The sequence below is a fragment of the Actinomycetospora rhizophila genome, from assembly GCF_042657905.1.
Classification (GTDB): domain Bacteria; phylum Actinomycetota; class Actinomycetes; order Mycobacteriales; family Pseudonocardiaceae; genus Actinomycetospora; species Actinomycetospora rhizophila.
Genome location: NZ_JBHSKG010000013.1, coordinates 140,907 through 157,433 on the forward strand (window position 1 = coordinate 140,907; position 16,527 = coordinate 157,433).

Below are 16,527 nucleotides of genomic sequence, written 5' to 3' on the forward strand. Positions count from 1 at the left end.
CACGGTGACCGTCTTCGCGGTCGGCCTGCTGGCCGTCGTGCTCGTCGGCGCCGTCACCCGTCCCCGCAACCTGCCCGAGGCGGCCGCCGCGATCCCGGCCGCGCTGATCGTCCTCGTGACCGGCCTGATCGCGCCGGGCCGGGCGTGGGACGAGGTCCGCGAGCTCGGGCCGACGGTCGGCTTCCTCGCCGCGGTGCTGGTCCTCGCGCACCTCGCCGACGCCGAGGGGGTGTTCCGCTGGGCGGGCGGGCTGCTCGCCCACCACTCGCACCACCGCCCACGGCGCCTGTTCGCGCTGGTCGTGCTCGCCGCGACGGCGACCACGGCGGTCCTGAGCCTCGACGCCACCGTCGTGCTGCTCACGCCGGTCGTGCTCGACACCGCCCGGCGCCTCGGCGCGCGCCCCGCCCCGCACGCCTTCGCCTGCGCGCACCTGGCCAACAGCGGATCGCTGCTGCTGCCCGTCGCCAACCTGACCAACCTGTTGGCCCTGCAGGCCCTGCAGTCCAGCGGCGTGACCTTCCTCGGGTTCGCGGGGCTGATGCTGCTGCCGCAGCTCGCAGTGCTGCTCGTCGAGTACGTGGGGCTGCGGCTGACGTTCCGCGGCGACCTCGCCGCGCCCGCCGATCCCGCGGGCCCGGACGACGAGGCGCCGGTCCCCCGCGTCGCGCTCGCGGTCCTCGGCGCGACACTGCTCGGCTTCGCCGCCTCGTCGCCGCTGGGGATCGAGCCGGTGTGGGTCGCGGTGGCGGGCGCGGGCGTCCTGGCGATCCGGACGCTCGCCACTCACCGCACCCGCGTCCCGGACGTCGTCGCCGCGGCCTCGCCGCTGTTCTGCCTGTTCGTCCTGGCCCTCGGCGTCGTGGTGGCCGCCGTGACCGACCGCGGCCTCGGCCAGCTCGTCGCCGGCCTGCTCCCGGACGGCACGTCGTTCGGGGCGCTGCTCGGGCTGGCGGCGATCGCGGCCGTGCTCGCGAACCTGGTCAACAACCTCCCGGCGACGCTGGTCCTGCTGGCCGCGCTCGGCCCGACCCCGGCGGTCGGCGCCGTGCTCGCCGTGCTCATCGGCGTGAACGTCGGGCCGAACCTCACCCCGGTCGGCTCGCTCGCGACGCTGTTGTGGCGTCGCGTCCTCGCCGCCCGCGGCGTCCCCGCCCCACTGGGCACGTTCACGGTCGCGGGGCTCGCGACGGTCCCCCTCGCCATCGTCGCCGGGACCGCCGCGCTGGCGTTGGTGGTGTGACGGTCGGGGTCAGCGCGCGGCCGCGTTGAGCTGCTCGGAGTCGACGAACTGCTCCATGCTCAGGGCCTGGCCGTCGCGCACCTCCCAGACGTGGACGACACGTGCGGCCATGTCGCGCCCGGTGGCCCGGTAGGTTCCGCGGTAGGTACAGATCCCCACGACCGTGTCGCCGTCGGCGAGTACACGGTCCACGTCGCAGACGAACCCGTCCCAGTCGGAGCCGACCCGCGCGAAGATGCCCTCGAGCACGGCCTGCGGGCCCTTGTAGACACCGCCGTACGGCCCGCCCTGGGTCTCGATCCAGAGCACCTCGGGGGCGAGGAAATCGATCACGGCGGGGATGTCGCCCCGCGCGAAGGCCTCGTAGGCGCTGCGGACGGCGGCGACGTTGTCGGTGGCGACGGTGCTCATGGTGGGTCCCCCGCTCGGAGTGGGCTCGTGGAGCGAGCCTGCGCCGATCCACGAGGTCGGACAGTTCGTAGATGTACGTATCGACGTCAGGCGGGGGGTCGGCTCACCTCCATCGACTGCGTGCCCACCGCCGCCAGCAGGTCCAGCCGGCTGCGCGCGTCGGAGCCCGGCGCCGGGGTGAAGACGAGCAGGCGCAGGTCGTCCTCGGCGGTGGTGGCGGTGTCACGATCGACGACGGCGTCGCGACCTCGGGGTACTCGACGGTCTTGCGGCACTGGTGGGGCCCCGCGACGGTCCCGCGCTCGCCCTCGTCCTGTCGTGGTGACGGAGCTCAGGTCAGCGCAGCGTTGAACGACTCGGTGTCCGCGATCTGCTCGAAGCGCACGACCCTGCCGTCCCGCATCTCCCACACGTGGGCGAAGCGGGAGGTCATCGCCTTGCCGGTCGCGCGGTAGGTCCCCCGGTAGGTGCCGACGGCGACGACGACGTCTCCCTGGCCGACCAGGCGCTCGGTCTCGACGGTGAAGCCCTCCCAGTCGTTCCCGATCGGGACGAACACTCCCTCGAGGACGCCCTGCGGACCCCGGTACGTGCCGCGGATGAGCCCGGTCGACTCGATCCAGACGATCTCGGGGTCGAAGGCCTCGAGGACGGTGGGGATGTCGCCCCGGCCGAAGGCGTCGTAGACCGCGCGGACGGCGGTCGCGGTGTCGGTGGTGGTGGTCATCCGGTGCTCCCCGTGATCGGTACGGCCTCCCGGGAAGCCTGGGGCGGCCAGGGCCGCCGGGACAGGGCGCGAACTACGTACTGGCCGCGCCCATCGCCTGTGTGCCCACCGCCGCCAGCAGGTCCAGCCGGCTGCGCGCGTCGGAGCCCGGCGCCGGGGTGAAGACGAGCAGGCGCAGGTCGTCCTCGGCGGTGGTGAGGGTGTCGCAGTCGACGACGACGTCGCCGACCTCGGGGTGCTCGACGGTCTTGCGGCTCTGGTGGTGGCCCGCGACGACGCCGGAGTCCCACAGCGCGGCGAACTCCTCGCTCGCGGCGTAGAGGTCGGCGATCAGTTCCGTCAGATCCGTGTCGTGGGGGTAGCGGCTGGTGCTGCCGCGCAGGTCGGCGACCAGCGAGCGGACGAGCACGTCGCGCTCCTCGGGCGTGTGCCGGACGCGGGCGTTGGTGTGGCCCTCGGTGAACTGCTTCCACAGCGTGTTGCGGCCGCGGTCGGAGAGCCCGCTCGGGTCGCCCATGAGCGCGGCGTAGAGCGGGTTCCAGGAGATCAGCGTCCAGGTGGCGTCGAGGACCGCGACGGGGTGGTCGTGCAGCGCCTCGACGATGCGGCGCACGCCCGCGGGGACACGCCGGGAGACGCGCCCGCGGTCGGGGGCGTGGCCGGCGAGGCGGAACAGGTGCGCCTGCTCGTGGTCGGAGAGGCGCAGCGCGCGGGCGAGGGAGGCGCACACCTGCGCCGACGGGGTGCGGGTGCGGCCCTGCTCGAGGCGCACGACGTAGTCGATGGAGATACCGGCGAGCAGCGCGAGCTCCTCGCGGCGCAGCCCCGGCGCGCGCCGTGGCGCGTTGACGGCCATCCCGACGTCGGCGGGGTCGGTGCGGTCGCGCCACGTCCGCAGGGCCGCGGCCAGCTCACCCGTGCTCACGCCCCGATCATCCGCCCGCGCAGGCCCGGCTGGGGGGTACGGGATGTACCAGGACGATCCGTCGCTCCCCGGGGTGTCGCGACGGGGTAACCCTGGGTCCATGACCACACCCGAGCTGACCGACCGCCTCGCCCTGGCCGACGACCTCGTCCTGACCCGCATGGGCTACGGCACCATGCAGCTCGCCGGGCCGGGCGTCATGGGTCCGCCGCGGGACCGGGACGAGGCGATCGCCGTCCTGCGCGAGGCCGTCGAGCGTGGCGTCACGCACATCGACACCAGCGACTACTACGGCCCCTTCATCGTCAACGAGATCCTCCGCGAGGCCCTGCACCCCTACCCGGCGGACCTGCGGATCGTCACCAAGGTCGGCTGCCGGCGCGGCGAGGACGGGTCGTGGAACCTCGACACCTCGCCCGACGAACTGGTCCGCGAGGTGCACGAGAACCTCGAGCGGCTCGACCTCGAGGAAATCGACGTCGTCAACCTGCGCGTCTCCGACGACCACTCCGAGTCGCTCGCGGAGGCGTTCGGGACGCTGGCCGAGCTGCGCGAGAAGGGTCTGATCCGCCACCTCGGGGTCAGCAACGTCTCCCCCGAGCAGCTGGAGGAGGCCCGCGGCGTCGCGCCCGTCGTATGCGTGCAGAACCACTACAACCTGGTGCACCGCGCCGACGACGCCCTCGTCGACCACTGCGCCGCCGAGGGCATCGCCTACACCTCGTTCTTCCCGCTCGGCGGATTCAGCCCGCTGCAGTCGGACACGCTCGCCCGCGTCGCGCAGCGCCTCGGGGCGACCCCGCAGCAGACCGCGCTGGCGTGGCTGCTGCAGCGCTCGCCGACGATGCTGCTCATCCCCGGCACGTCCTCGCGGGCGCACCTGCGGGAGAACCTGGCCGCCGCCGACCTCGTCCTGCCCGCCGACGCGGTCGCCGAGCTCGACGCCATCTGAGGGACGCGGGCCGGTCGCGTTGCGCGGCCGGCCCGCCCCTCGGCAAGCTCACCGGCGTGACGGCAGCCGACGTGGAGGCACGCGCCCGCGTCCGTGAACAGGCCCAGGGCGTCGCGGCGGGCTGGTCGGGGCCGGACGCGCCCCCGACCTGGGCGCTCACCGCCGAGCTCTTCGCGACGATCGCCGACGAGCCCGAGCTGCTCGAGCTCGCCGCGGCGATCCCGCTCGACCGCCTGCCCCCGCTGCTGCTCAGCGCCGCCCTGCGCCACCTCGTGGCCCGGCGGCGGCCCGACCCCCTCGCGGGGTACTTCCCGGTGCCCGGCTCGGGACAGCCGGCGCTCGACGACGGCTTCCGCCCCGCGCTGGTCGCCTTCGCCCGCGAGCACGCCGACGAGCTCGCACAGCTCTGCCTCGAGCACCGCTACCAGATGAACGAGGTCGCCCGCAGCGCCGACGTGGTCCCGGTGCTGTCCCGCCTCGACCCCGACCGGCCGATCGCCCTGGTCGACCTCGGCACCGGTGCGGGGCTCGGGCTGCACCTCGACCGCTACCGCTACGACTTCGGCGGGCGCACCCTCGGGCCCGCGGACGCCGCGCTGACCCTCGCCCCCGAGCTGCGCGGGCGCCCGGCGCCGCTGCCGGCGCGCCTGCCCGAGATCGTCGCGCGGCTCGGCGTCGACGTCGAGCCGCTCGACCTCGAGGACGCGCGCGTGCGCGACTGGCTCGCCGCCTGCATCCCGCCGGAGACCTCCGCGGTCGACCGCTTCGCCGCGGCGTCCGAGATCGCGCGGACGCACCCGGCCACGACCGCGCGCGCCGACCTCGTCGCCGACCTGCCGTCGCTGTGCGCGCGGATGCCCGCGGACGCGCTGCTGGTGCTCGTCGACACCTACGTCACCGTCTTCCTCACCGACGATCAGCGGGCCGACTTCCGCCGCGGGCTCGGCGAGCTGGGCCGCGACGTCGAGTGGATCGCGGTGGACCCCCTCGTGCCGCTGGGCGCCGAGGGCCGCGAGAGCACCCAGTCGCTGCGCGTGCCGCCTCGGGCGCTCGAGGCGACCCGCGCGGGCGTCACGGGGGTCATCGGGCACCTGTCGGTGCGTCGGGACGGGTCGTCGTCCGGAGAGGTGCTGGGTCTGGCGCATCCGGGTGGGGCGTGGCTGGAGTGGTTCTAGGCGCGTCCAGCGCGCGGAACGCGGGCGCGACGAGGGTCAGCAGGGCCGCGACACCGACGAGGACGGCGAGCACCAGCCCGGCCACCGGCAGCCCGGCGCCGGCGGCGACCGCCGCGAGCGGGGCGCTGGTGACGGCGGGCGCGGCGAGCACGACCGTGTTCTGCGCGCCGAGGACGCGCCCGCGCAGGGCGTCCGGGGTCTCCTCGACGATGACCACGCCGAGCAGCGCCGCCGCCGGGGCGTAGGTGAGCCCGACGACCGCGGCGCCGCCGAGCACGACCCACGGCGAGGCAATGCTGCCGACCGCGCCGAACCCGACGAGCAGCCCGACCATCCCGAGGACGAACCAGGTCCGGCGCGCCAGCCGCCCGGCGACCGCGGCGTAGAGCGCGGAGCCGGCGATGCTGCCGCCGGCGATCGCCGACAGCGTGAGGCCGGTGAGCCCGGCGAGGCCCTCGGCGCTGAAGTAGGCAGGCATCAGCGTGGTCTGCAGCGCGCCCAGCACGGCGGCGAGCACCGCGGTGAGCAGAGTGGCGCCCAGCACCAGGCGCCGGCGGGCGAGGAAGCGCCAGGCGTCGACGAGGTCGGTCACCGCGCGGCGGACCGCGCCGCCCGACCCCGCCTCCCGCGGGGGCACCGCGCCGGCGCGCGGGTCGACGCCCAGGGCCGTGACCGCGGCGAGCAGGCTCGTCGCGGCGGTCGCGAGCATGACGACCGGCGACAGCCCGAGCACGGCGACGAGCAGCCCGCCCAGGCCGGGGCCCGTGAGGATCAGGACGTTGCCGACCGTCTCGCGGGTGGCGACGAGCCGGTCGAGCGCCGCGGGTCCTCCGGGACCGAGGCGTGCGAGGGCGGGCAGCAGCGTCTCGCGCGCCGTCATCCCAGGCACGCGGATCACCGCGCCGATCACGCCGAGCAGCAGGAACCAGCCCGTGTCGAGGCCGACGAGGGCGTCGACCACCGGGAGCGCCGCGACGGCGCCCGCGGCGAGCACGTCGCAGGCGATCGACACGCGGCGCCGGTCGACGCGGTCGACGAGCAGCCCGGACACCAGCCCGGCGAGCGCCGCCGCGGTGGTCGTCGCGGTCGCGAGGACGCCGGCGGCGAGGACGTCGCCGGTGCGGGCCAGCACGATCAGCGGCAGGACGACCGACGCGATGCCCTGGCCGAGCAGCGACAGGCCGTACGAGACGAAGAACGTCGTCCTGCTGGCGGTCATCGGTGTGTGCCTCCCGTGGTCCCGTGACCGGACCAGGACGCACCCGGCCGCCGGGGCACACTCAAGGCGGTGGCGCGGTGATCCACGCCACGCTTGACCGTGACGCAGCGGCACGGTTTCCACTGTGGGTGTTCGTCGCCGTGACCAGGAGGACCGACGCATGGGGTGGAGCACCCGCCAGCTCGCCGAGCTCACCGGGACGACGCTGCGGGCGGTGCGGCACTACCACGAGGTGGGGCTGCTCGAGGAGCCCGAGCGGCGCGCCAACGGCTACAAGCAGTACGGGGTGACGCACCTCGTCCGGGTGCTGCGGATCAAGCGCCTGACCGACCTCGGGTTCTCGCTGGCGCAGATCCAGGACATGGGCGACGCCGACGACCACCCCGAGCAGGCCCTGCGCACCCTCGACGCCGAGCTCGCCGAGACCATCGAGCGGCTGCAGCGGGCCCGGGTGGAGCTCGCGCTGATCCTCAACCAGTCGACGCCCACCGACCTCCCGCCCGAGCTCGGGCAGGTCGCGCGCACCGTCGAGCTCTCCGAGGCCGACCGCGCGTTCACGGTGGTCATGAGCCGGGTGCTGGGGACGCAGAGCCTCCAGGCCTACGCGGACATGCTCCGCGAGGTGCCCAAGCACCCGTCGTTCACCGAGTTCGACGACCTCCCCGCCGACGCCGACGAGAGCACCCGCCAGGACCTGGCCGCGCGGATGGCCGAGCCCAGCCGCGCGCTGCGCGCCAGCCATCCCGTGCCGGACCTGGGGACGGACAGCCCGCTCGGGCGCAAGCGCGCGGGCGAGACGATGGGCACGGCGATGCGCGAGCTGTACAACCGCGCCCAGATCGACGTCCTCATCCGGCTGGAGGCCGAGATCAAGAAGCTGGAGGCGTGACTCAGGCCAGGTAGGACGTGTCGTTCACCAGGCGCACGGAGGCCCCGCCGTCGGGCCAGAACTCGACCACCGACAGGCACGCCAGGTCGAGGTGGAGCCGATAGAGCATCTGCGGGCCCGCGTCGAGCGCGCGGCGCAGGATCAGCTTGATCGGCGTGACGTGGCTGACGACCACGACGGTCTGCCCGGGGAAGCGGCGCAGCAGGTCGTCGAGCGCGCCGTTCACCCGGCCCGCGACGAGGTCGAAGCTCTCGCCCCCGGGCGGGCTGACCGCGCTGTCGCCGAGCCACGCGCGGTGGACCTCGGGGTCCTGCGCGGCGGCCTCCGAGAACGTCAGCCCCTCCCACGCGCCGAAGTCGGTCTCGGTGAGCCGGTCATCGACGGTGACGCCCAGCCCGAGCACGCCCGCGACGGGCTCGGCGGTCTGGCGGGCGCGCAGCAGCGGCGAGCTGATCACCGCGCGGATGTGGCCGTCGGCGGCGACGTGGCGGGCGGCCAGCGCGGTCGCCGCGGCCGCCGCCTGCTCGAGCCCCTCGCGGGTGAGCTCGGGGTTGCCGCGTCCCGAGTAGCGCCGCTCGACCGACAGCGGGCTCTGCCCGTGGCGCAGCAGCAGGACCCGGGTCGGCTGGGTGCTCCCGCGCCCGGTCCAGGAACCGGCGGTGGTCATGCGTTCGCCCCCTTGCCGGTGCGCACCACGATCGCGCCGCACTGCTCGCAGCGCACGACGTCGTCGGGGGCGGCCGCGGCGATGTCGCGCAGCTCGCTGCGGTCCATCTCCAGCCGGCAGGCGCCGCACCGGTTGCCGACGAGCTCGCCCGCCCCTGTGCCGCTGCGGGCGCGCAGCTGGTCGTAGAGCGCGACGAGGTCGGCGGGCAGCTCGGCGGCCAGCGTCGTGCGCTCGCCGCCGCGGCGCTCCTCGAGCACGTCGAGGTCGCCGAGCACCCCGTCGCGGCGCTCGACGGCGTCGGCGAGGGACGTCTCGGCGGTCTCGAGCTGCGACTGCTCGTGGGCGAGGTCGGTCTCCGCCGCGTCGAGGCGCTCCATGACCTCGAGCTGCTCGTCCTCCAGGACGCCGCGGCGACGGGCGAGGGTGTCGAGCTCGTGGGAGAGGTCGGTCATCTGCTTGGCCGACACGCTGCCGGAGTCCATGAGCCCGCGGTCGCGGTCCTCGCGGGTGCGGACCTGGGTGACCTCCTGCTCGAGCTTGGCCACCTCGCGGCCGAGGTCGCTCACCGACGTCTTCGCGCGCACGACCGCGTCGCGGTGGCCCCGGACCGTCGTCTCGGCCTCCTCCACCGCCGTCTGCTCGGGGAGCGTCCGCCGCCGGTACTGGGCGCGGGCGAGCTCGGCGTCGAGCGCGGCCAGCTCGAGCAGGCGGCGCTGGGCGGTCGGGTCGGCCTTCATGCGGTCACGGCTCCTGAGGGCTGGCCGACGGTCCACGCGTCGGTGCGGGTGGTGGACACGGTGATCTCGAGGTCGGGCGCGGCCCGGGCGAGCACGGCCGCGGCCTGCGCGCACCAGGGGTGCTCGGACGCCCAGTGCGCGACGTCGACGAGGGCGGGGGCTCCGGGCTCGGCGAGGTGGTCGGTGGCGGGGTGGTGGCGCAGGTCGGCGGTGACGTAGACGTCGACCCCGGCCGCGCGGGCGAGGTGGAGCATCGAGTCGCCGGCGCCACCGGAGAGCGCGACCCTCTCGACGATCCTCTCCGGGTCGCCGGCGGCGCGCACGCCCCAGGCGGTCGCGGGCAGGGCATCGGCGACCCGCCGGGTGAACGCGGCGAGGGTCTCGGGGGCGCGCAGCGTGCCGATGCGCCCGATGCCCACCGTGCCGTCGCCCTCGGGGGCCAGCGGGCGCTCGACGGTGACGCCGAGCGCGGCGGCCAGCGCGTCGGAGACCCCGGGGCTCGCCGCGTCGGCGTTGGTGTGGGCGGTGAACAGGGCCACGCCGCCACGGATGAGCCGGTGGATCGCGGAGCCCTTCGGGGCGGTCGTCGCGACGGCGTGCACCCCGCGCAGCAGCAGCGGGTGGTGGGTGACGAGGAGGTCGACGTCCAGGGCCTCCTCGATGACCGACGGGAGCGGGTCGACGGCGACGAGGACCCGGCGCACCGGGGCCGCCGGGTCGCCGACCGAGAGCCCCACCGCGTCCCAGTCGTGCGCCAGCGCCGGCGGGTACGCGGCCTCGAGCGCGGCGACGGCGTCGGCGACGGTGATCGCGGGGGCGGGGGTCATGGCCGCCCATTCTGCCCATCGCGCCCGTGAGCGCCGGGTAGTGTCCCCCGGTGCGGCGGCGGGTCCGCCCCACCCGCGCGGGGGCCCGCCCCCTCGTGGCCGGCGGCGCCCCGGATCAGGCTCGTGAGCAGCGAGGACGCGACCACGAGGGGGACCACGATGACCGAGACCTTCCTGCACCGCGGCCGGCGGATCGCGCGGGAGGCCGCCGACCGCTGGTGGGGCCCGGGGCACCCCGGCGCCGCGCCGCACGCCGCCGCGGGCGCGCGCCGCCACGACATCCACCGGCGCTGGCGGGCGGCGGTCCGCGAGATCGGCCTGTCCGAACGGGTGTACCTGCCCGGCGGGGTCCACCGTGTCGAACCGCGGATCGCCCGGGTGGTGCTCGGCCGGCCCGAGCGCTTCACCGTCCGGCTGGGCGCCGGCCAGACGTTCGACGACCTCACGGCGGTCGGGAAGGCCATCGCGCGGGCGTTCGACGCGGACCGCATCCGCGTCACGGAGCTGGCCGACGACCTCGTCGAGATCGAGCTGCTGTCCGACGCGGTGGCCCCGACGTCGATGCGCCGGCCGGGCGCGGCCCCGGCGGCGGCCTGACCGGTCGGGCGAGGGACGCCCCGGCTGCGTCGCACGCAGCGAGGGACGCCCTCGCCCGCACCGGGGCCGCACCGGGATCATGGCGCCCGTGCACGTCGTCTTCGTCTGTACGGGCAACATCTGCCGCTCGCCGGTGGCCGAGAGCGTCTTCCGCACGCGTCTCGCCGAGGCCGGCCTCGACGGCGCGGTGACGGTCGCCAGCGCCGGGATCGGGGACTGGCACGTCGGTGAGCCGATGGACCGGCGCGCGGCCGTGACGCTGCGCGAGCGGGGCTACGACACGCAGCACACCGCGCGTCAGATCGACCCCGAGCTGCTCGCCGCGGACCTGCTCGTCGCCGCGACGCGCGACCACGCCCGCGACCTGATCGCGGCCGGCGCGGACCCGGAGAAGGTCGTGCTGCTGCGCGCGTTCGACCCCGCCGCTCCCGAGGGCGCCGAGGTCCCCGACCCGTACTACGGCGGCCCCGACGGCTTCGACGAGGTGCTCGACATGGTCGAGGCGGCGATGCCGGGGCTGGTCGCGCGGGTCACCCCGTGACGTCGGTCGACGCGCTGCTGGCCGGGAGCGGGCGCGGCGTGGCGATGGCCACGCTGGACGACGGCACCGAGGTCGTCGTCAAGTCCGGGGCACCGTCGGCGATCGCCGCCGAGGCGGCCGGGCTGCGCTGGCTCGCCTCGCCCGGCGCCGTGGGTGTGCCGGAGGTGCTCGGGGAGACCGAGGGCCGGATGGTGTCGACGCGGATCCCGTCCGGCCGGCCCGACGCCGGATCGGCCGAACGCTTCGGGCGGGGTCTCGCCGCGCTGCACGCCGCCGGCGCGCCCGCGTTCGGCGCGCCGCCGCCCGGCGGGCCCGTGCACGCGTGGATCGGCGAGGCGCGCATGGTCAACGAGACCGGCGAGCACTGGCCCTCCTGGTACGCCGAGCACCGCGTCCTGCCCCACGCCCGGCGCGCCCTGTCCGGCGACGACCTCGCGCTCGTCGAACGGGCCTGCGCGCGCTTCGACGACGTCGCCGGCCCGCCCGAACCGCCGGCGCGCCTGCACGGGGACCTGTGGACGGGGAACGTGCTGTGGTCCGGCGGGCAGGGGTGGGTGATCGACCCCGCCGCCCACGGCGGGCACCGCGAGACCGACCTCGCCATGCTCGCGCTCTTCGGCACCCCGCAGCTGGAGACGATCCTCGCCGCCTACGACGAGGCCGCCCCGCTCGCCGAGGGCTGGCGCGACCGCGTCGGGCTGCACCAGCTGTGGCCCCTGCTCGTGCACGCGGAACTGTTCGGGGGCGGGTACGGCGACCGGGCGCTCGCGGTCTGCTCACGGATCGCGACGTAACCTGGGCCCGTGCGGTTCCTGCTGCGACCCGGGTGGATCGCACTGACGCTCGCCGTGGCCGCCTTCGCGTTCGCGTGCTACTACCTGCTGGCCCCGTGGCAGTTCCACCGCGGTGACGAGCGCTCCGGGGACAACGCCGCGCTGGTGCGGGCGGTCGCGACGGCGCCGGTGCCGCGCGGCGAGCTCGTCGCCCCCGGCGCGGCGCCCGGCGCGGAGGTGGCGTGGCGCCAGGTCGTCGTCACCGGGACCTACCGCCCCGAGGGCCAGGTGCTGGTGCGCCTGCGCAGCATCGAGGGGCACCCCGCGAGCGAGGTCATGACGCCGCTGGTCAGCACCACCGGCGAGACCGTGCTCGTCGACCGCGGCTACGTGCGCACCGACGGGCAGGGCACGCTGCCGCCGATCCCGGCGCCGCCGGCGGGGACGGTGACGGTCGCGGGCCACCAGCGCCTCGACGAGGGCGCGCCGACCCGCCCCGCGGTCGTCGCCGACGGGCAGCGGCAGGTCTACTCCGCGGACGCCGCCACGATCGCCGCCGCCGGCGGGGTGGCGACGAGCCCGGGCTACGTCCAGCTGCTGCCCGGCCAGCCCGGCGTGCTCACCGCCGTCCCGCTCCCCCCGCCCGACCCGAACCCGTCGTACTCCTACGCCTGGCAGTGGCTGATCTTCGGGCTGATGGCGATCGGCGCGTGGGTCTACTTCGCGCGCCTCGAGTACCGCCGCGAGCACGGGCTCGAACCGCGGCCCCGCGACCGCGAGGACCCCCGCGACGCCGCCGACGGCACGCCCTGGGACGCACAGCCCTCCCCCGCGGACGAGAAGCTCGCCGACCGCTACGGCCGCCGCTGAGTCGCCGCCACGACCACCGCGCCCGCGGCTGTCGCGAGGCTCACTGCCCGCGACAGGCGCACGGCGCGCGGGAGGTCGGCGACGGCGGGCGCGCGGCCGTCGCCGAGCACCGGGCGGTCCTGGACGCCGTAGGGGTACACGGTGCGCCCGCCGAGACGCAGGCCCAGCGCCCCCGCGAACGACGCCTCCACGGGGCCGGCGTTCGGGCTCGGGTGCGCCGGGGCGTCGCGGCGCCACGCCCGCCACGCGTCGGCCGGGCGTCCGCCGACCAGCGGGGCGCACGCCGCCGTGACCAGCGCCGACACGCGCGCGGGCACCACGCCGGCGACGTCGTCGGCGCGCGCGCAGGCCCAGCCGAAGTGCTCGTGGCGCGCCGAGCGGTGCCCGACCATCGCGTCGAGGGTGTTCACCGCGCGGTGCCCGAGCAGCCCTGGCACCCCGGCCACCGCGCCCCACACGAGCGGCGCGACGACGGCGTCGGCGGTGTTCTCGGCGATCGACTCGAGCGCCGCGCGCGCCAGGCCGTCGGGGTCGAGGGCCGACGGGTCGCGCCCGCACAGGTGCGGCAGTCGCGCGCGGGCGGCGCCGACGTCGCCCGCCCGCAGCGACGCCGCCATCGCCGTGCCCTCGGCCGCGAGCGACGTCCCGCCGAGCACGGTCCACGTCGCCGCGGCGGTCAGCAGCGTGCGCGCGACGGGGTGCCGGACACGCTCGGCGAGCACCCCCACGCCCACCGCCCCGCCGACGAGCACCGCGGCGTACGCCACCCCCGGGCCGCGCCGGTCGGCCCACCAGCGCCGCTCGAGCGTGCCGGCCACCGTGCCGAAGGCCGCGACGGGGTGGCCGCGCCGCGGGTCGCCGAGCACCGCGTCCGCCAGCACCCCGAGCGCGAGGCCGGCGGGACGCGCGAGCGGTGCGTTCGGCAGGCGGCGGGCCCTGTCGATCATGCGCATCGTGCCCCTCGCCGCGCGACACCGGCGGCGGCGGTCCCGGCGAGGAGCGCCCCTCGCCCATCTATCCGATCGAAGGTGCCCTTCGCTCGGAACCGCCGACGCCGCCAGCACCCCGCGATGATCTCACCCCGCCCGTGACAGGGTGCTCGCCGTGGGTTTCAGCGACGAGCTCTGGACCGCGGGCGCCGGCGTCTACGACCGGGTCCGCGCGCACCCGTTCCTCACCGGCCTGTCCGACGGCACGCTGCCGCACGCGGCGTTCCGGCACTTCGTCGTGCAGGACGCCCACTACCTGCGCGGCTACGCCCGGGCGCTCGCCGTGCTCGCCGCGCGGGCGCCGACCGAGGCCGACACGGTGATGTTCAGCCAGCACGCCGCCGGCGCGATCGCCGCCGAGCAGGACATGCACGCCGAGCTCGCCGACGCCCTCGGAACCGCGAGCGACGCCGACGTCCCCGTCGCCCCGACCACCACCGCCTACACCAGCTACTTGCTCGCCACGTGCCACGGCGGGTCGTTCGCGGAGGGGCTCGGCGCGGTGCTGCCGTGCTACTGGATCTACGCGCGGGTCGGCGAGGCGCTGCTCGAGGGCTCGTCGCCCGACCCGCTCTACGCGCGCTGGATCGCGATGTACGGCGGCGAGGAGTTCCAGGCGGTCGTCGACGCGGTGCTGGCGCTGACCGACCGCGTCGGCCCGACCCTCGGCGAGCTCGAGCGCCGGCGCGTCACCGAGCACTACGTGACGACGTGCCGCTACGAGTGGATGTTCTGGGACGCCGCGTGGCGCCAGGAGGCCTGGCCGGTCTGAGAGCGCGCCGTCTAGCGAGCCGGCCGCCGCAGCACGAACCGCGTCTCGACGACGTGCGGCGCCGTGCCCGGCGCGCGTCCCGGGGCGCTCGGCACGAGGGCACCCTGCGGGCCCGCGAGCGCGACGAGCTCCCAGCCCTGCTGCCCCAGCCGGTTGAGCTGCTCGGCGTAGACGCGCGCCCACGCCACGCGGTAGGGCCGGTACTCCTCGAGGATCAGCTCGTCGGCGGGGCCGATGGCGTAGATCTGCCACTCGGCGCCGACCTCGCCGGCCGCGTCCTCGGACAGGCCCACGGCCGAGATCTCCAGGGTCGCGTACTCCCAGGCGCCGGCCACGGGCCGACCCTAACCCGCGTCCCGCCCGGTCAGGACGCGCGCCGACCCGGTCCGCGCCGGCCCGTCACCGGTGACAGCGCGGCGGCGCGGGCGGCCTCGGTGGCGCGCGCGGTCCGGGCCGTGCGGGCCCGGCGCAGCGCCGAGGTGCGCCCCGCGGCCGTCGCGCCGCGGGTCCGCTCCGCGGCGGGGCCCAGCGTCGTCACGGTGCGGCCGGACCCACCGGGCGGGGTCCCCGGGGCGTCGTCGGTGAGCAGGAAACCGGCGACCTTGACCAGGAGGCCGGCGACGATGAGCCCCGGCCCGAACACCCATCCGCCGGGCACCCCGAGCGCGATGACGGCGATGCCGGCCCCGAGGAGGACCAGACCGCCGAGCAGGAGGAGAGCGGAGCGCACGAGACCACGCTACGTGGTCATCTCGGCCGAACAGTCGGCTGTTCGGGGCAATGACGTCCGCATGGTGGCGGTGACGATCGCGACGCGGGGTCGTAGTGTGAGCCGATCTCGCCAGGGAGGGCACATGGAGTTCGCTGTCCGGTACGTCAACGGCCCGCTGCAGGGCGTCGGGTCGATCACGCAGCCCGATGCCGCCGGCGCGGAGCCGCCGCTCCTGCAGCGCATCCCGCTGCCCAGCGGTGAGCACGGCCTGCGGCGCACGGTGTCGGACATGGCCGGGGGCGGGCAGACCGCGATCTACGAGCGCACCGGCTACAACGAGGCGGCCGAGTGGGAGTTCACGCTCGTGCGCGTGGAGTAGCCCCGCTCGTCGGACGGTCGTGGCGGTCCGGGGTGATGGTCCAGAATCGGGTCGTGACCACGGATCCCGCCACCGCCACCGGCGTGCTGCGTCCCGCCGCTCCCGAGGACGCGGAGCGGGTCGCGGCGATCTTCGCCGGCTACGTCCTGCACTCGATCGCGACCTTCGTCGAGGAGCCGCCCTCCGACGAGCTCTGGCGCGAGCGCATCACCGCCGCGGGGCCGACGCGGCCCTTCCTCGTCGCCGAGGTCGACGGCGAGGTCGAGGGCTTCGCCTACATCACGTCGTTCCGGCCCCATGCCGCGTACCGCTACACGGTCGAGGACTCGATCTACATCGCGCCGGAGGCGGCCGGGCGCGGGCTCGGCTCGCAGCTGCTCGCGGGCCTGCTCGACACGCTGCGCGGCACCGAGATCCGTCACGTCGTCGCCGTGATCGCGGCGCTGGCCGGCTCCCGCCACGACACCCCGTCGATCGTGCTGCACCGCCGCCTCGGCTTCGTCGAGGTCGGCCGGATGCCGTCGGCGGGCTACAAGAACGGCCAGTGGGCCGACACCGTGCTCATGCAGGCCGACCTGCGCCCCGACGGCTGACCGGGCCGCGGAAGAGGCACAGGAACGACGACGGGCCGCCCCGCGGGGTGCGGGACGGCCCGGTCGGCTGATCGAGCGGGTCAGGCCTCGACGGCCACGGCCGACGGACGGCTGACCCAGTGGCGCTGCGCGTGCCGGACGAGGGCGGTGGCCACCCCGACGCCCGCTCCCGCACTCACGATCATGCCGATGAACACTGCCGCCATGACGGCTCCTCCTCACCACGTGCACGCGCCGAGGCCGGTGCCCGGGTCCGGATGACCCGACCGGTCCGCGTGCGCTTGCGAACGGTGGGCGCTGTCTGCGCCCACCCGTAGAGACGCATCGGGCGGGGGGCGTGTTCCATCCCGGTCCGGCCCACGCCCATGACCCCACTCACAGCAAGCGTCTGCGTTCACCGTGTGATCCCGGAGCGGGCGCAGTAGTGTCCGGCGAGCGAGAAAAGTAAACGGGCGTTAACGACTTTCGGGTCGTTTCCGTCAAATCGGACGCGCGATCCCGTCGGGGGCAGTGCTTCGGCGACGGCAGG

Annotated in this window: 23 protein-coding genes; 11 read left to right on the forward strand and 12 right to left on the reverse strand. The window is 75.9% G+C overall.

The genetic code is table 11. The annotated features are described in order from the left end of the window. The first annotated feature begins 4 nt into the window (after positions 1-4). On the forward strand, positions 5-1,243 hold the full coding sequence (locus ACFPK1_RS22530; RefSeq protein ID WP_378023185.1) for an ArsB/NhaD family transporter: 1,239 nt from the start codon (positions 5-7) through the stop codon (positions 1,241-1,243). Positions 1,244-1,252: 9 nt separating this feature from the next. Here ACFPK1_RS22530 and ACFPK1_RS22535 read toward each other — a convergent pair whose 3' ends face one another. The 4 genes from ACFPK1_RS22535 to ACFPK1_RS22550 all read right to left on the reverse strand — a co-directional run bounded on the left by ACFPK1_RS22535 (position 1,253) and on the right by ACFPK1_RS22550 (position 3,306). After that, complete coding sequence (locus ACFPK1_RS22535) at positions 1,253-1,654, reverse strand: nuclear transport factor 2 family protein (protein ID WP_378023186.1); 402 nt, start codon at positions 1,652-1,654, stop codon at positions 1,253-1,255. Between the two features lie 86 nt (positions 1,655-1,740). Then, positions 1,741-1,929, reverse strand: coding sequence for a hypothetical protein (locus ACFPK1_RS22540; protein WP_378023187.1), 189 nt, complete (start codon positions 1,927-1,929; stop codon positions 1,741-1,743). Positions 1,930-1,985: 56 nt separating this feature from the next. After that, positions 1,986-2,381 carry a nuclear transport factor 2 family protein gene (locus ACFPK1_RS22545; protein WP_378023188.1) on the reverse strand — a complete coding sequence of 132 codons (396 nt, stop codon included), beginning with the start codon at positions 2,379-2,381 and terminating at the stop codon, positions 1,986-1,988. A 73-nt stretch (positions 2,382-2,454) separates the two neighbouring features. Then, positions 2,455-3,306, reverse strand: a complete 852-nt coding sequence (locus ACFPK1_RS22550; protein WP_378023189.1) for a helix-turn-helix domain-containing protein — start codon at positions 3,304-3,306, stop codon at positions 2,455-2,457. A 100-nt stretch (positions 3,307-3,406) separates the two neighbouring features. Here ACFPK1_RS22550 and ACFPK1_RS22555 point away from each other — a divergent pair, with 100 nt between their 5' ends. Together ACFPK1_RS22555 and ACFPK1_RS22560 are read left to right on the forward strand one after the other, a co-directional pair. After that, positions 3,407-4,258 carry an oxidoreductase gene (locus tag ACFPK1_RS22555; protein WP_378023190.1) on the forward strand — a complete coding sequence of 284 codons (852 nt, stop codon included), beginning with the start codon at positions 3,407-3,409 and terminating at the stop codon, positions 4,256-4,258. A gap of 56 nt (positions 4,259-4,314) precedes the next feature. Further along, positions 4,315-5,433 carry a DUF2332 family protein gene (locus tag ACFPK1_RS22560; protein ID WP_378023191.1) on the forward strand — a complete coding sequence of 373 codons (1,119 nt, stop codon included), beginning with the start codon at positions 4,315-4,317 and terminating at the stop codon, positions 5,431-5,433. Here the strand turns inward: ACFPK1_RS22560 and ACFPK1_RS22565 are convergent. Beyond that, complete coding sequence (locus ACFPK1_RS22565) at positions 5,339-6,652, reverse strand: MFS transporter (RefSeq protein WP_378023192.1); 1,314 nt, start codon at positions 6,650-6,652, stop codon at positions 5,339-5,341. The genes ACFPK1_RS22560 and ACFPK1_RS22565 overlap by 95 nt on opposite strands. Positions 6,653-6,812: 160 nt before the next feature. Between ACFPK1_RS22565 and ACFPK1_RS22570 the strand changes: the two genes are divergently transcribed. Next, complete coding sequence (locus ACFPK1_RS22570) at positions 6,813-7,541, forward strand: MerR family transcriptional regulator (protein ID WP_378023193.1); 729 nt, start codon at positions 6,813-6,815, stop codon at positions 7,539-7,541. Position 7,542: 1 nt separating this feature from the next. Here the strand turns inward: ACFPK1_RS22570 and ACFPK1_RS22575 are convergent, their stop codons facing one another. From ACFPK1_RS22575 to ACFPK1_RS22585, 3 genes are read right to left on the reverse strand one after another with little or no spacing between them, the layout of a single operon-like run. Next, entirely contained in the window at positions 7,543-8,208 is a 666-nt protein-coding gene (locus tag ACFPK1_RS22575; RefSeq protein ID WP_378023194.1) for a histidine phosphatase family protein, read from the reverse strand. After that, the gene (locus ACFPK1_RS22580; RefSeq protein WP_378023195.1) at positions 8,205-8,945 is read right to left on the reverse strand and encodes a zinc ribbon domain-containing protein; all 741 of its coding nucleotides are present in this window, start codon (positions 8,943-8,945) and stop codon (positions 8,205-8,207) included. Before ACFPK1_RS22580 ends, ACFPK1_RS22575 begins: the two co-directional genes overlap by 4 nt. Then, positions 8,942-9,772 carry a Nif3-like dinuclear metal center hexameric protein gene (locus ACFPK1_RS22585; protein WP_378023196.1) on the reverse strand — a complete coding sequence of 277 codons (831 nt, stop codon included), beginning with the start codon at positions 9,770-9,772 and terminating at the stop codon, positions 8,942-8,944. The genes ACFPK1_RS22580 and ACFPK1_RS22585 overlap by 4 nt, the downstream gene beginning before the upstream one ends. 159 nt (positions 9,773-9,931) lie before the next feature. Between ACFPK1_RS22585 and ACFPK1_RS22590 the strand changes: the two genes are divergently transcribed. From ACFPK1_RS22590 to ACFPK1_RS22605, 4 genes are all read left to right on the forward strand, one after another. Further along, on the forward strand, positions 9,932-10,369 hold the full coding sequence (locus ACFPK1_RS22590; RefSeq protein WP_378023197.1) for a hypothetical protein: 438 nt from the start codon (positions 9,932-9,934) through the stop codon (positions 10,367-10,369). Positions 10,370-10,448: 79 nt separating this feature from the next. Continuing rightward, positions 10,449-10,910: a low molecular weight protein-tyrosine-phosphatase gene (locus ACFPK1_RS22595; protein ID WP_378023198.1), complete on the forward strand. Its 462-nt coding sequence runs from the start codon at positions 10,449-10,451 to the stop codon at positions 10,908-10,910. A 44-nt stretch (positions 10,911-10,954) separates the two neighbouring features. Continuing rightward, positions 10,955-11,704 carry a fructosamine kinase family protein gene (locus ACFPK1_RS22600; protein ID WP_378023249.1) on the forward strand — a complete coding sequence of 250 codons (750 nt, stop codon included), beginning with the start codon at positions 10,955-10,957 and terminating at the stop codon, positions 11,702-11,704. A 9-nt stretch (positions 11,705-11,713) separates the two neighbouring features. Then, the gene (locus ACFPK1_RS22605) at positions 11,714-12,553 is read left to right on the forward strand and encodes an SURF1 family cytochrome oxidase biogenesis protein (protein WP_378023199.1); all 840 of its coding nucleotides are present in this window, start codon (positions 11,714-11,716) and stop codon (positions 12,551-12,553) included. Here ACFPK1_RS22605 and ACFPK1_RS22610 read toward each other — a convergent pair. Then, on the reverse strand, positions 12,538-13,500 hold the full coding sequence (locus ACFPK1_RS22610; protein ID WP_378023200.1) for a cobalamin biosynthesis protein: 963 nt from the start codon (positions 13,498-13,500) through the stop codon (positions 12,538-12,540). The genes ACFPK1_RS22605 and ACFPK1_RS22610 overlap by 16 nt on opposite strands. A 157-nt stretch (positions 13,501-13,657) precedes the next feature. Here ACFPK1_RS22610 and tenA point away from each other — a divergent pair, with 157 nt between their 5' ends. Next, a complete protein-coding gene (gene tenA, locus ACFPK1_RS22615; protein WP_378023201.1) occupies positions 13,658-14,314 on the forward strand; it encodes a thiaminase II in 657 nt (218 codons plus the stop codon). Between the two features lie 11 nt (positions 14,315-14,325). Here tenA and ACFPK1_RS22620 read toward each other — a convergent pair whose 3' ends face one another. Beyond that, entirely contained in the window at positions 14,326-14,649 is a 324-nt protein-coding gene (locus ACFPK1_RS22620) for a hypothetical protein (RefSeq protein ID WP_378023202.1), read from the reverse strand. 29 nt (positions 14,650-14,678) lie between these two features. Continuing rightward, positions 14,679-15,044: a hypothetical protein gene (locus tag ACFPK1_RS22625; RefSeq protein ID WP_378023203.1), complete on the reverse strand. Its 366-nt coding sequence runs from the start codon at positions 15,042-15,044 to the stop codon at positions 14,679-14,681. Between the two features lie 124 nt (positions 15,045-15,168). Here ACFPK1_RS22625 and ACFPK1_RS22630 point away from each other — a divergent pair, with 124 nt between their 5' ends. Continuing rightward, positions 15,169-15,405, forward strand: coding sequence for a hypothetical protein (locus ACFPK1_RS22630; RefSeq protein WP_378023204.1), 237 nt, complete (start codon positions 15,169-15,171; stop codon positions 15,403-15,405). Positions 15,406-15,458: 53 nt separating this feature from the next. Continuing rightward, a complete protein-coding gene (locus ACFPK1_RS22635; RefSeq protein ID WP_378023205.1) occupies positions 15,459-15,998 on the forward strand; it encodes a GNAT family N-acetyltransferase in 540 nt (179 codons plus the stop codon). An 80-nt stretch (positions 15,999-16,078) separates the two neighbouring features. Here ACFPK1_RS22635 and ACFPK1_RS22640 read toward each other — a convergent pair whose 3' ends face one another. Then, on the reverse strand, positions 16,079-16,204 hold the full coding sequence (locus tag ACFPK1_RS22640; protein WP_378023206.1) for a hypothetical protein: 126 nt from the start codon (positions 16,202-16,204) through the stop codon (positions 16,079-16,081). Between the last annotated feature and the right edge of the window lie 323 nt (positions 16,205-16,527).